This window comes from Desulfobacterales bacterium (genome assembly GCA_021647905.1).
GTDB lineage: Bacteria > Desulfobacterota > Desulfobulbia > Desulfobulbales > BM004 > JAKITW01.
In genome coordinates, this window is the sequence record JAKITW010000017.1 from 1 (window position 1) to 13,643 (window position 13,643).

The 13,643-nt window shown below is 58.8% G+C and carries 13 protein-coding genes; 3 read left to right on the forward strand and 10 right to left on the reverse strand.

The annotated features are described in order from the left end of the window. Nucleotides 1–26: 26 nt before the first annotated feature. The 4 genes from L3J03_04435 to L3J03_04450 form a co-directional block, all read right to left on the reverse strand. Nucleotides 27–299 carry a hypothetical protein gene (locus L3J03_04435; protein MCF6290228.1) on the reverse strand — a complete coding sequence of 91 codons (273 nt, stop codon included), beginning with the start codon at nt 297–299 and terminating at the stop codon, nt 27–29. 334 nt (nt 300–633) lie between these two features. After that, complete coding sequence (gene katG / locus L3J03_04440; GenBank protein ID MCF6290229.1) at nt 634–2,808, reverse strand: catalase/peroxidase HPI; 2,175 nt, start codon at nt 2,806–2,808, stop codon at nt 634–636. 545 nt (nt 2,809–3,353) lie between these two features. After that, nucleotides 3,354–4,496 (reverse strand): IS91 family transposase, encoded by a 1,143-nt coding sequence (locus tag L3J03_04445; GenBank protein ID MCF6290230.1) that lies wholly within the window; start codon nt 4,494–4,496, stop codon nt 3,354–3,356. 48 nt (nt 4,497–4,544) lie between these two features. Next, nucleotides 4,545–4,727 (reverse strand): tyrosine-type recombinase/integrase, encoded by a 183-nt coding sequence (locus L3J03_04450; protein MCF6290231.1) that lies wholly within the window; start codon nt 4,725–4,727, stop codon nt 4,545–4,547. Nucleotides 4,728–5,014: 287 nt separating this feature from the next. On the opposite strand from L3J03_04450, the gene L3J03_04455 reads away from it, so the two are divergent. Beyond that, nucleotides 5,015–5,674, forward strand: a complete 660-nt coding sequence (locus tag L3J03_04455) for an HAD-IA family hydrolase (GenBank protein MCF6290232.1) — start codon at nt 5,015–5,017, stop codon at nt 5,672–5,674. Nucleotides 5,675–5,747: 73 nt separating this feature from the next. Here the strand turns inward: L3J03_04455 and L3J03_04460 are convergent, their stop codons facing one another. The 5 genes from L3J03_04460 to L3J03_04480 form a co-directional block, all read right to left on the reverse strand. Further along, nucleotides 5,748–7,178: a M48 family metalloprotease gene (locus tag L3J03_04460; protein MCF6290233.1), complete on the reverse strand. Its 1,431-nt coding sequence runs from the start codon at nt 7,176–7,178 to the stop codon at nt 5,748–5,750. Continuing rightward, a complete protein-coding gene (locus L3J03_04465) occupies nt 7,175–8,179 on the reverse strand; it encodes an NAD-dependent epimerase/dehydratase family protein (protein MCF6290234.1) in 1,005 nt (334 codons plus the stop codon). The genes L3J03_04460 and L3J03_04465 overlap by 4 nt, the downstream gene beginning before the upstream one ends. After that, nucleotides 8,176–9,813: an AMP-binding protein gene (locus tag L3J03_04470; GenBank protein MCF6290235.1), complete on the reverse strand. Its 1,638-nt coding sequence runs from the start codon at nt 9,811–9,813 to the stop codon at nt 8,176–8,178. Before L3J03_04470 ends, L3J03_04465 begins: the two co-directional genes overlap by 4 nt. A gap of 211 nt (nt 9,814–10,024) precedes the next feature. Beyond that, on the reverse strand, nt 10,025–10,903 hold the full coding sequence (locus tag L3J03_04475; GenBank protein MCF6290236.1) for an alpha/beta fold hydrolase: 879 nt from the start codon (nt 10,901–10,903) through the stop codon (nt 10,025–10,027). Nucleotides 10,904–11,097: 194 nt separating this feature from the next. Further along, nucleotides 11,098–11,598: a hypothetical protein gene (locus L3J03_04480; GenBank protein ID MCF6290237.1), complete on the reverse strand. Its 501-nt coding sequence runs from the start codon at nt 11,596–11,598 to the stop codon at nt 11,098–11,100. Nucleotides 11,599–11,975: 377 nt separating this feature from the next. Between L3J03_04480 and L3J03_04485 the strand changes: the two genes are divergently transcribed. Both L3J03_04485 and L3J03_04490 read left to right on the forward strand, forming a co-directional pair. Beyond that, a complete protein-coding gene (locus L3J03_04485) occupies nt 11,976–12,278 on the forward strand; it encodes a hypothetical protein (GenBank protein MCF6290238.1) in 303 nt (100 codons plus the stop codon). A 77-nt stretch (nt 12,279–12,355) separates the two neighbouring features. Then, a complete protein-coding gene (locus L3J03_04490) occupies nt 12,356–12,670 on the forward strand; it encodes a hypothetical protein (GenBank protein ID MCF6290239.1) in 315 nt (104 codons plus the stop codon). Nucleotides 12,671–12,712: 42 nt separating this feature from the next. Here the strand turns inward: L3J03_04490 and L3J03_04495 are convergent, their stop codons facing one another. Further along, nucleotides 12,713–13,258, reverse strand: coding sequence for a peptidylprolyl isomerase (locus L3J03_04495; GenBank protein MCF6290240.1), 546 nt, complete (start codon nt 13,256–13,258; stop codon nt 12,713–12,715). Nucleotides 13,259–13,643: the final 385 nt, after the last annotated feature.

The window sequence follows — 13,643 nt, forward strand, 5'->3', positions numbered from 1 at the left end:
CGCGGCAGGCCGGATAACTGTAACGATTAGGTGCGGAGTTCGCCGCAGGTGAGAGACTTGCCGACCTGGATCAAATCCTTGCGCAGAAGGACGAGGGAGAGGTGCGACCCGAGAACAAGATTGCTCTCAATATATTGATTTAAAAGAAAATATTTTTTCTCTTGACAGGGGGAATATAGGGTGTCCCCCTGTCCTTTACTGGCCAGGCCACTTACAGCATCGGCATAGCTTTGCCTGGTACGTTCCGCATACCCGTGCAGTTGCATGTCCCCCATCATCCGTTTTCTCAAGTCTGTCATGATACTCCTCCTTTATGTAATGGTTAGTAAAAATGCCTTACATAAAGGATATGACGAGTCAACCTGATGAGGGCAAAAAAAAACAGGCAGCCCTCAGGGATTGCCTGTTTTAATCTCTTTATTGCGTAGCCAGGGGTTTAATACCCCGCCCCTTGGGGCGTTCAATGTTTTTAAAGATACCCCGTCCGCTTGCGGCGGGGTAGTTCATTTCCCTACCGCGAAGCGGTTTAGTTCAACGAGCAGGTTCAGCGGCGGCGGAACGCCGTCCGCTGCAACCGATTATTAGCTGCCTACTCTTGCGACACTTTGCCAGAAGCGACTGAGAAGACCCATATTATCTCCAGGCCAGGTCGAAGCGATCAAGATTCATGACCTTGTTCCACGCCGCGACGAAATCCGGCACAAACTTCTCCCTGTTGTCGTCCTGGGCATAGAATTCCGCTTGGGCACGCAGTTGAGAGTTGGAGCCTAAAACCAGATCCACACGAGTTGCTGTCCATTTCCGCTCGCCGCTGACGCGGTCGAATCCTTCATACACATGAGGCTGGTCTGGACTGCGTCGCCACTCGACGGCCATGTCCAGCAGATTGACGAAGAAGTCGTTACTCAGTATGCCCGGGCGTTCCGTAAAAACGCCGTGCGGTGCGCCGCCGAAATTGGCATCCAGCACTCGCATACCTCCGACGAGGACAGTCATTTCCGGCACGGTAAGAGTAAGGAGATGCGCGCGATCGATCAAAAGATGTTCGGCGGAAAGCTCCTCACAGCCCGACTTCAGATAGTTGCGGAAGCCGTCCGCGATCGGTTCCAGGTACTTGAATGACTCCACGTCGGTCTGCTCCTGGGACGCGTCCGTTCGGCCGGGAAGAAAGGGCACCTCTATATCGAATCCTGCTTGCCGGGCAGCCGCTTCGATTGCGGCGGCACCGCCTAGTACGATCAGATCGGCCAAGGAAACCCTCTTGTCTCCTGATTGCGCCCGGTTGAATTCGTCCTGAATGCCTTCCAACACCCCCAAGATATCGGCAAGCTGTTCCGGCTGGTTTACTTCCCAGTCTTTCTGGGGAGCAAGGCGAATGCGTGCTCCGTTGGCGCCGCCACGATTGTCAGTGCCCCGGAAAGTCGCGGCAGAAGACCACGCGGTGTAGACCAGTTTGGAGATCGTAAGCCCAGAGGCAAGGATCTGTTCCTTGAGTCGGGCGATATCCGCTCCATCAATGAGATCATGGCGCACAGGGGGAACGGGATCCTGCCAGATGAGATCCTCTGCGGGCACATCCGGCCCGAGATAGCGCGACTTCGGCCCCAAGTCGCGATGGGTAAGTTTGAACCAAACCCTGGCAAAAGCATCTGCCAGTTCCTCGGGGTGCTCTAGAAAGCGGCGGGCTATAGGTTCATAACCGGGGTCCATACGGAGCGCCAGGTCGGTGGTAAGCATTATCGGTTTATGCTTTTTGTTTGGATCATGAGCGTCGGGTGCCATATCCTCGGGGCAAGGATTGACCGCTACCCACTGCCAGGCACCGCCCGGGCTCTTTTCCAAATTCCAGTCATATTTGAACAGGAGCTGCAGAAAGCTGTTGTCCCACTTGGTGGGCGTCGGTGTCCAGGCGCCTTCCAGACCACTGGTGATAGTATCCGGCCCCTTACCGCTTCCATATTTGTTCTTCCATCCCAAACCCTGTTCCTCAAGTGGAGCGCCCTCAGGCTCGGGGCCCAGGTATTTGCCGCCGTCAGCCGCACCGTGGCACTTCCCGAAGGTATGCCCACCGACGATGAGCGCCACCGTCTCTTCGTCGTTCATGGCCATACGCCTGAAACTCTCCCGGATATGCTCCGCCGCCTTCAGCACATTAGGTTCGCCGCCGGGGCCTTCCGGGTTCACATAGATCAGCCCCATGTGATCGGCCGCCAGCGGCTTCTCCAGTTCTCCGCCCGGATGACGTTCATCCCCCAGCCACTCGGACTCCGCCCCCCAATTCGCGTCTTCTTCGGGCTCCCAGATGTCCACGCGGCCTGCGCCGAAGCCGCATGTCTTGAATCCCATGGATTCCAGGGCAACGTTTCCGGCCAAGATGATCAGGTCAGCCCAAGAAATCTTATTGCCGTATTTTTTCTTGATCGGCCAAAGTAAACGCCGAGCCTTATCAAGGCTGACGTTATCCGGCCAACTGTTTATCGGGGCAAAACGTTGGTTGCCGCTGCCCGCGCCGCCGCGACCGTCGAAAATGCGGTACGTGCCGGCGCTGTGCCAGGCCATGCGAATGAAGAGGGGCCCATAGTGGCCATAGTCAGCCGGCCACCAATCCTGAGAGTCTGACATCAGGTTCCGCAGGTCTTCTTCAAGCGCCTCATAGTCGAGTTTTTCGAACGCCTCGGCATAGTTGAAATCCGGGCTCGTGGGTTTGAGCGTAGGCGGATTCTGGTAAAGAATCCTCAGGTTGAGCTGATTCGGCCACCACTTTCGGATCATATTTCCTCCAAGTGTAGTGTGCCGATAAGCCTCCATCGTTACAGGACACTTTTTTTTCTTCATTTCTATTCTCCTTGCAGCTTAAGATTTGTCTTTATCCAGCTAACACTTAGCGTTTTATCGGTCGTCCAACACTTAGCGTTTTATCGGTCGTCCCGCCCTGAAAATACCCCAGCCGAACAGTAACAGCCCTGACGGGTCGAAGGCTCTATGCGGCTGCAGTATCTTGCGGGATGAACGATAAAATGTTGTTGAACTGAGCCGTTTCGCGGCCCCGGCCTATGGGGTTTATATAGCGTGGGGAGGTCCGTAATAGCAAGTCGAAAGGTCTTCTGGTTGGTTTTCCTGGCGAAAATGTATTTCAACAGCGGTTTTCATGGGGGATTGGTTGCCGATTTTCGCTTGCTCTGGTTCATGTTGCAGTTTTTTTTATGCTGTTTTCCTTTTGGTTGACGCACTTCTGCTGTTGCGGCCTCGGCCGACAGCTCAGTTCGAAATCCCGATATGTCCTTTGTGGCCTTTCGCTATGACGTATCCCGTAAGCGTTCACCAGCACCCCGTCTTCGCACGATCAGGCCGGCTCACATAGGCATACTATGGATTCGCCGGCCTGCTTGCACGAATCCGTGGCACTGGTAAACGCTTACAGGATGGTGGTTTCCGTAAATCTGTAGCCCCTGGTGAACGGTTACCGTATCCCGATAAAACGGCGACGGCAGGCGGGCTACCACCAGGATTTTGCCCTTGCCGCAACGGGGACACCGGGCGATGTCCATTCCCGTCACCCGCAGCATGGTTTCGCGGGTAGTTTCCTTTTTGACTTCCGGCGGCGTCATCAGTGGGTCGATGATTTGTCGGATGTGGGCGACCGCCTTCTTTTTTCGGGTGTGTGAGAGAAAACCGAAATAGCGGATTTTGGTAAAGCCGTTCGGCAGCACGTGGAGGAGAAAGCGGCGGATGAATTCCTCGGCGTCGAGAGTCATGGTTCTATTCACGTTGCCGTGCCGCCGGTCCTTATAAGCGAAGCTCACCTGTCCGTCGTCGATGGAGCGCAAGCGGTGGTTGGCGATGGCCACTCGGTGCGTGTACCGGGAAAGATACTCCAGGACCTGCTCAGGACCGGCAAAGGGGCGCTTGGCGTAAGCGAGCCATTTCTTTTTGCTTGCCTTGGCAAGTACCGTCTCGAACTGACCGGGGTCCCAGTCCGCAGGCAAAGCCAGTTCGCCTTTCCCATGCAATACCTGTAATTGCTCCAGGTAGCGTTTTTTAAAACAGGCGGCCAGCGAGGTGATCCTGAAAAGATAGTTTTTCCGTGCGCAGGTCCAGCGGTCACCGTCTTGCGAAAGCGCTCCGGCCGGAATCAGGCAGTGCAGATGAAAATGATCGATCAGGGTCTGGCTCCAGGTGTGCAGCACGGCGATGAACCCGAGCTGCCCGTTCAGACGCCATTTGGGGTCGGCGCCAAAGCTCTGCAGGGTATGGTTGACTGCGGTGAAGAGCAGGCCAAGGCAACTTTTTCGATTGTGGAGCACCAGAGGGTTAAGCAAATGCGGCAGGGTGAAGACAAGATGAAAGTAGCCGCAGGGCAGAAGCTCCGCCTTGCGGGCGACAAGCCACTGCTCCTTGACGAGGCTCTGGCATTTCGGACAATGACGGTTACGGCAGGAGTTGTAGGCGATTCTGGTGTGGCCGCAGGCGTCGCAGGCTTCGACATGGCCGCCCAAGGCGGCGGTGCGGCAATAAAGAATATGACGCGTGCATAGCGCCCTCCTCTACTGATCGAGGAGGCTCTTGATGGAGGCGAAGTGATCGGGAGTAATATGCAGATATCTGATCGTGGTCCTGATGTCGGAATGGCCGAGCAGACGCTGGAGTACGAAGATGTCGGTGCCCTGTTGAAGCTGATGGGTGGCAAAGCAGTGACGCAGGGTATGAATACCTCTGCCCTTGGTCAAGCCGGCTTTTTTTTTGCGGTGTAATAGATGCGCTGAGCAGTGCCGACAGACATCCAGTTGGACGTGCAGGTTCAGCCAGAACTCAGGGCCGGTCTGCAGGGCTTCCCCCCAGGTCAAGGGCGGAATTGGAGGTAAGCGTGGGCCCGGATGCGGCGGTGTTGCTGAATGGCTACGAAAATTCCGATGCGGGTTTATGCGGAGACATGGTCATGATATAATGCGGGTTCCGCCGGCCGGGGCCTTGTTCCCGATCCGGAGGTAATCAGTGAAAAACGAGAGGATTATAGATGTCCGTCATCCGTGCCATTGTTTTTGACCTTGACGGGACCCTGATCGACTCGGTCCGGGACCTGGCCGCGAGCGTCAACCATACCCTGGGCCGCCTGGGTCTTGCCGGGCGTAGCGAGGAAGAGGTCGGAACCATGATCGGCGACGGGGCCCGGAAACTCCTGACCCGGGCCCTGGGTCCGGGCCGGGAGAAATTGCTCGACCAGGCCCTTTCCCTGTTCCTGGACCATTACGGCCGCCACTGCACCGAGCATACCGTACTCCTGGACGGGGCAATCCCCATGCTTGAGGAGTTGGGCCGGACCAGAAAACTCGGGGTGCTCACCAACAAGCCCCACCACCTGAGCGAACAGATATTAACATCCCTCAGGGTCCGCTGTTTTTTCAGCGAGGTAATAGGCGGCGACAGCCTGGGAGTTAAAAAACCGGACCCGGCCGGGCTCCTGCACCTGGCCGCTATCTGGAGTTTAACCCCGGCCGAAATCCTGATGGTGGGCGATCATGCAACCGACATCGCCACCGGCCATGCGGCCGGATCTCCCGTGGTCTTTCTGGAAGGGAGTATCGGCGAGAGCCGGGGACTTACCCCGGAGAGGACAATCCGTTCCCTGGTCGAACTCCCGGCCCTGGCAGCGGAGTTGCAATCCCGCCCGACCTGATCCGGCCGCAACCGACCAGGGCTAGGTACCAGGCAGGCCGGATTTATAAGGTTCACCGTCCTTACGCGCCGCGCTATTCCTTTTCCAGCTTCTTGATCTTGACAAGCCAGGCCTCGGCCTTGGCGCGCAGACCGTTGTTGGCCGGCAACTCCTTGATGGCGCGCTTAAGCTGGGTCTTGGCCTGCTCGGCCTGGCCGCTGTACCAGTGGTACATCCCCAGATAATAGGCCCCGGCGCCCGGTTCGCCCACCTTGGTTTCAAGCTTGCCCAACTCGAAATAGAGCTTGGTATAATCCGGCAGCGCCGCCAGCAGATCCTCATACATCCTGAGCGCCTGCAACCGATGACCGGTCTGCTGCAGGGTCCGGGCCAGATAATAGGCGGCATAGCCATTGTCAGGCTCAGCAGCCAGGGTCTCCTCAAACAGCCCGCGGGCCTCCTGAAAGCGGCCGGAGTCGAAATAGAGCACCCCGAGATCGGTCTTGAGCATCGCCTTGTCCGGAAACCGGACCTGGACCGCCTTTAACTCCGCCTCGGCCCGGTCGTATCTGGCCTGCTGTTGATAGACCAGGGCCAGACCGTACCGGGCCATCCCCTTTTCCGCTTCCGAGGCGGAAGCATCGGCCACCATCCGCGAATAACGGGGCAACAACGCCTCCGGTCCCATGGTCAGGCTGAGTACCCGGGCCTTGATCCGTTGAAAGGCGAACTCGTCCACTGTCCGGTACTTCTTCTTCGGCCCGAAAAGAATCATATCCTGCACATAGCCGATGCGCTTGCCCGGCTCGGGATGGGAGAGAAGATAGGGGGGAAGGTTGGCGCTCCGGAAACGGGATATCCGCCGCATTTCACGCAGCATATCCACCATGGCCTGCGGGTCCCGGCCCTCCTCCTGCATCCATTTAAAGGCCAACCGGTCCGCCTCCTCCTCGTCCCGGCGGCTGAACTTGAGTCCCATGGCCGCGTTCGCCGCCATGGAACCGGTGATCAGGGCCTCGCCCAGCGGACCGGCGCCCATGGCGATCCCGGCAATCATCAGGGCAACGGACCCGGCGGTCATCTTCTCGGCTTTATCAATCTGGCCGGCGATATGCCGGCTGGCCGCATGGGCCACCTCATGGGCCAGAACGCTGACCAGCTCGTTTTCACGGGAAATCGCTTCGATCAGCCCGGAGTGGATGAAGATCAGCCCGGAGGGCGCGGCAAAGGCGTTCAGCTCCCGGTTGCTGATCACAAAAAAATGGTAGTTAAAAAACTGCGGCCCCAGGGGCGCCAGCAGTTCGCGGCCCAGGCCGGAGACATACTGGCTGATGTCCGGGTCGTCGAGCAGGGTGAACTCCTTGCGGACAATACTCAAAAGCCGCTCGCCCACCTCCCGTTCCTCACCCACGGAAAAGGCGGCCGCGGCGATCCCCGGTCCGGACATGACCCCGAGGCTGCCGCTGAAACAGCAGAGTATTATTATAGAGACGATCCGGAACCAGCAGGAAAACCGTGATTTCATTCCTTGATAACTCCTTGTTGTCTCAGCCGGTCGATCAACCGGTCCATCCCCTCGGCAGTGGAGATCCGCGGCACATACCCCAGATCTTCCCTCGCCCGCCGGATGGAGAACCAGTGCGACTTGGCCAGTTGCCGGGCAAGGAAACGGGTCATCCGCGGCTCCTCGCCCCGGCCGAGCAGGCGGCTGTATCCTTCGAGCAGGGCGCCGATGCAGTAGGCGGCCCCAAAGCTTATCCCCCGTGTAACCGGCGGGATGCCGGTCCGGCAAAACAACTCGTTGATCCAGTCCCAGAGATTCACCGGCTCGCCCTGGGAGATAAAATAGGCACGACCGGCGGCAGTGGCAATGGAGCGCAGATTATCCGCGGCCAGCAGATGGGCCTGGGCCACGTTCTCCACATAGGAGATATCCACCAGGTTGCGGCCGTCCCCGACCCGGCGGAGCAGGCCCCGCCGGCCCCGGTCCAGCAGGCGGGGGACCAGGTGCGGATCGCCCGGCCCCCAGATCAGGTGCGGCCTGAGCGCGCAGGTCCTGAGCCTGGCCTGGTCAATTCCAAGCACCCGTTGCTCGGCCATGGCCTTGGTCCGGGCATAATCACAGAGAAACCGTTCGGCAAGGGGCAGGGACTCGTCATGGCCGCTGATATCGTTACCAGCAAAGACCACGCTGGGGGTGGAGGTATATACCAGGGTCTTGACCCGGTTTGCCAGGCAGGCCCTGATCACATTGTCGGTGCCGAGGATATTGATCTCCTCGTATTCCCAGCGCGGACCCCAGATCCCGGCCTTGGCAGCCACGTGAAACACGGTGTCAAACCCGGCGAATGTTTTGACCAGCAACCCCGGGTCCCTGATATCGCCGCTAAACGCCCGCACCCCGAGCTGTTCAACCTCGGGATAGCGTCCCCGGCCCAGCACCGCCACCTCATCCCCACGATCCCGGAGCTGACGGACAATGGCCAGGCCGACAAAGCCGCCGCCGCCGGTGACCAGGGCCTTCATAATGCCTGCCCCCGTATCCGGGCGGCGGCCCAGACCGCCAGTTTTTCGCGGAATATCTTGGCATTATGACGGATATCCACTGGAAAGGCGGGATGGACCAGAAAATCATCAATACCCCGGGTCAGGGGATTGGCCCCGGCCAGCTTCCGCAGTTCCTGCTCAAGCCGGGCCGGCCGCTTTTTGGAATCGTGCAACTCAACGATCAGCACCGGCACCTGGTGACCGGCCGGGCCCAGCCCCACCAGGGCGGAACGGAACACCGCCGGATGCTCGTTAAAGATCGCTTCACAGCAGACGGTGTACAGGGTCTCAACCGGGGTCCGGACCCGGTGCGCCTTGCGGCCGCAGAACCAGAGCCTTCCCTGGTCGTCAAGATAACCGAGATCGCCGATCCGGTGCCAGGTTTCACCGTTATCACCAATCTTGGCCAGTTGGTTCTCCTGATCGTTATGGTCATAGGCCCGGGTGACCACCGGCCCCTTGACCACGATCTCACCGATCTCGTCCACGGGCAGGGCCATTGATTCGTCCCATTCCCGGATCGGACCGTTGCACACCGGGATGACCCGGATGGTGATCCCGGGCAGGGGCCGGCCCACGCAGGTGCCGGCGCCGGTCCTGGTTTTTTCCCAGGTATGGTCTAAAATCTCGCTGCCGGTGATGGAGGCGATGGGCAGACACTCGGTGGCCCCGTAAGGGGTATGGACCTCGCCATCTTCAGCCATGATCGCCCGCACCCGCCCGATCAACTCACCGGATACCGGCGCCCCGGCCATGAGGATCTTTTTCAGCGAGTCCAGCCGGATGTTCTGCTCAAGACAGTAACGGCTGACCACGTTCCACAGGGCCGGCGAGCCAAAGGAGTAGGTAGCCCGGTATTCCCGGATGGAGCGGATAAAACGGACCGGATCCACCCGGGCCGGCCGGGTGGGATCCATGTCCGGCACCACCACCGTGGCCCCCAGGGCAATGGAAAAAAGGGCGAACAGCGGGAAGACCGGCTGGTCGATATCAGCGGCGTTGATTCCGTAATACTCCTGGATCAGCCGGAGCTGGGCGGCAAAGACGCCGTGCGGGTAGCACACCCCCTTGGGCGGCCCGGTGCTGCCGGTGGTGAACAGGATCGCGGCCGGATCGTCCTGGTCCCGCATCAGCGCGGCAAAGGGCGCCGCTGCTGGTCCCAATCTGTCCGCGGTAAAGGACCGGCCGAACAGACCGCAGGAGTTGCCCACGCAGATACTGGTGCGCACGGTGGCAAAGGGGGCCGGGAACAGGGTCTTGAACAAGTGGGCCCTGGGAATCCCCACGAACACGGTGGGCGCCACCCGGGCCACGCAGCGGCGCAGATTTTTATAGCCCATGCCGGGATCAATGAGGATGATCACCGCGCCGAGCTTGAACAGGGCAAAGGTCAGGGCGATAAACTCAAGGGACGGCTTGACCATCAGCAGGACCCGGTCCTGCTGGCTCACCCCCCGCTCCTTGAGGGCCAGGGCAAAACCGTCCGCTATCCGGTCCAGTTCCGCGAATGTCCAGCTCCGCGGTTGCCGGCCGGCCGGCATTACCAGGGCAATGCGCTCCGGATACCGGCGGGCGGTCTCGGACAGGGACTGGGCGATGTTGCAGTTCAGCATACGTCAGAAATGTAAAGTGTGAAATGTAAAATGTGTCGGTCTCGCAACAACCCGCTCGACGGATGTGATTCGTCTTGTAACTTGTTGATTTTATTGGGTGGCATTTGAAGCCTTTCGGGTTGTTACGAGTTCATCAAATGTGAAATGCAAAAAACAGCGCACGCCTGTATGAGGATACTATCAAGGCTCCAGGCTCCGCTTAACCAACCGGTTACTCCGGGGAAACCGGCGGCTGGAGGCGGGCGAAAAAATCCTCCACCAGCGGGCCGATCTCGGCAAAGGCATCCTCAAGCAGATAATGACCGGCCTCGGGGAAAAAATGAGCCTCGGCCGTCGGAAAGCGGCGCAGCCATTCATCGTAAAAATAACGGTTAAAACAAAAATCCCGGCCGCCCCAGAGAACGAGCATCGGCGTGTTGCGCAACTCCGCCAGCCGCTGTTCGATTTCAACCAGGGTCTCCCAGGAGGGATCACCGGGAGAAAGGGGGATGTCCCGGACAAACCCGAGAACCGCGACCCGGTTCCGCCAGGAGTCATAGGGGGCAAGATAGCCGCGGGCCGTCTCCTTATCCATCTTTTTTGTTACTGCCATGGAGATCGCCGGCCGGGCGAAACCGTTCAGCCCGCGGACCAGGAGATCGCCCAGCAGCGGGGTCCGGCAGACCCGGATCCGGAGCGGAATGCGCGGCGAACGAAAGGCGGCGCTGTTCATCACCACCAGTCCCTGGACCCGCTCCGGGGTCCGGCCGGCCACGCCCATGCCGATGGCCCCGCCCCAGTCATGGACCACCAGGGAATAACGGTCCACCCGCAGATGGGCCAGGAGCTGTTCAACATTGGCGATATGGTCGGCCAGCCGGTAGGGGTAGTCCCGGGGCTTGTCGGAAAGGCCGCAGCCGATATGGTCGGGCACGATTAGCCGGTATCTGTCCCGCAGCAGCAGGACCAGGTTACGAAAAAAAAAGGACCAGGTCGGGTTGCCGTGCAGCATGACGATGACCGGTCCATGGCCCTCGTCCAGATAGGATAGGCAATGGCCGTCGATCTCCAGCTGTTTCGGAGTAAAGGGATAAAGGGGAAGGGAATTCATAGGGTCAGGGGTCAGGGGTCAGGGGTCAGGGAATATTATATTCCGGTCCATGATCACAACCACATATTTTTTTCACTGTCCACTGTTCCTGGTTCTTGGTGCCTGGTGCTTGGTTCACTTGCCCACGGTTTTTTCCGTCCTCTGTTCCTCTGTCTTCCGTCTCTCGTCTCTCGTCTTCCGTCTTCCGTCCTCTGTCATCCGTCCCCTGTCTCCTGTCTCCTGTCATCTGCAAAGAGATAGGAAAAATCCGCTGGCCCATCATCGTCATCCGGGTCGGACGTTACCGCCCGGATCATCCTGTCCCGGAGCAGTTGTTCCCGGGTCTCCTGGTAACGACGGGCCAGGAGGCGTTCCGGGAACCTGGAATTATTGAGATAGGCGAAGATGTTCGCCCGGACCCGGCCGATCATCTCTTTGATGAGTCTGTCCTTTAGCGCGGCATCGATAAAATTTCGCTCCTGCTCCAGGGAAAGGAGCAACTCATTGCCCAGGGCTGAACGGATCTCCTCGGCCAGCCCGGGTTCCGGCTCCTTCGGCGCCTTTTGCCACAGCTCGTTGTTGAGTTGGATCGCCGCGTCGCAACGCAGGGTTACCTGCCACCGGTCCCCGGCCACCCGGCGGGAGAGATCATAAATATCAATGGTAATGCCATTGGCCAACTGTTCACTGATAATGGGGGGCAACGTCTCTTCCATCTTGACTCTTCTCCAAATCCAGATAAGGCATCATCCCGTTCAATCTCCCGGCCGGGATACCGACATCCCTCTTTACTCTTTTCAGTCGTTGATGCAAAGCAAGAAAAAAGAGAGGCAACAAAATAGTACCCGGACCACCCGCTATTGGCGCGGGGTTTGTGATGATAGTGGCGGCCACGGGCTGTTTATGATATCCTTGGCAATCTCTCTACTTGCCTGTTGCTTCACGCCGGGCAGCTGTTGCAGTCCGCTATTATCTGAAGACACCGGCCGCCGCACCATAATCCCGCCGGCTGAACCGATACCTGGAACTTGTAATCGCGAGCTGAGACCTCTTTGTCCGATAAAAAGCATCGTCGCTGTAAAAGGGGAATGATATGAGCGAGATCAACTGCTGGGAATACCGTAACTGCGGCCGGGAACCAGGCGGCAGACACGCCGCCGCCTCAGGGGTCTGCAGCGCCGCCACCTATGCGGAGGCCGATGGGTTCTGCGGCGGCAAAAACGGGGGCCGGTCCTGCGTCTATATCACCGGCACCTTATGCGCCGGCGATGTCAGCGGAAGCTATCCCGGCAAACTCAAGGACTGTCTGGCCTGTGACTTCTACCGGCTCCTTGAAGAGCAGCATGGGCCGGATTTCATTGCAGTCAAATTCTTCGAATATGTTAAAAGGTACTGATCAGGGCCGGGAACCGTGATCCGGCGGGACATCGCGCCGCCGGCCTCAAACCTGTTTCCTGCAATCGGCAAAAACGGATGAGATCCCAAAAACGTCCATATCCAGGCTCCATTGAGGAGGCCGTTGCCGCCCTGGTATCGTACCTGCCCCTGAAAGAAAAAGCAGCTATCGCCCGGATGGATGAAGACGGGTTGCTGGAGTTGAACCTTTCCCTGGGCCTATATGTCAGGGACCGGCTGGGACTCTGGTCTGAAAACAAAAAATTGCTGGACGAGTGTCTCAGCCGTTTCCCCGGCCCTGGCAAAGAGGTGTATAAAGATGCCGCCACAGCGGTCATCATCAAGGCCCTGTGGCAAAAACTGCGGGAAACCCACTCGTTACGGATCGTCTGAGACCGCCGCAAAGGAGCAAGGGCGACCTTGCGGGCCGCGGGCCTAGCCGCACTCGCAGCCGGGCCCGCAGGCAGGAGCGCCCCCGGCATCGGTATCGCACTCGCAGCCGGCGCCGCAGCCGGCGGCCATGGCCGTCATTGCGGCCCGCTCGGCAGCGCTGGTCTCCCTGACCTCCATCACCTCGACATCAAAATTAAGCCGCTGGCCGGCCATGGGATGGTTGAGGTCAACAACCACGGTCTCTTCGTCCTTGAACGATTTCACCACGAGCATGATCGGTCCCTGCGGCCCCTGGGCCTCAAAGGCCATCCCTTCCTCTATTTCCATATCAGCGGGGAACTGGCTCCGGGGGATCTCCTTGAACAGATCCTCCTGGGCCGGGCCATAGGCATCTTCGGCCTCAATGGTGATCTTGGCGCGGTCACCGGCCCGCATCCCCATCAGTTCTTTTTCCAGGCCCGGGATGACCTGGCCGGAGCCGGTAATAAAGGCCAGGGGTTTTCCCTCCTGGGAGCGATCCACTTCCTCGCCCGAATCCAGGGTCAGGACATAGGAAAGGGCCACGAACACGTTGTCTGCGATCTTCATAATGTTTTTCTCCTTTGATGCAAAAAAAAAATCCGGGTCAAGCTCCGTTCCGTGAACTTGACCCGGGGCGACTTTGTCGGTCTCGCAACAACCCGCGACACGGTAGACCGGAATTGTTACGACGCCGTCAACTTTGATGAACTCGTAACAACCCGAAAGGCTTCAAATGCCACCCAATAAAATCAACAAGTTACAAGACGAATCACGTCCGTCGAGCGGGTTGTTGCGAGACCGACAACTTTAACAGGTGGCGCGTCCGGGTCCGTACCGGACGGAAAAGTTTTATAACATAAAATCAAAAACAGGGCCAGGCAGAAAATCCAGGGAATCGAACAGCCACCGTCCGACCCGGCGGACGTGGTTTATCGAACAGCCACCGTCCGAT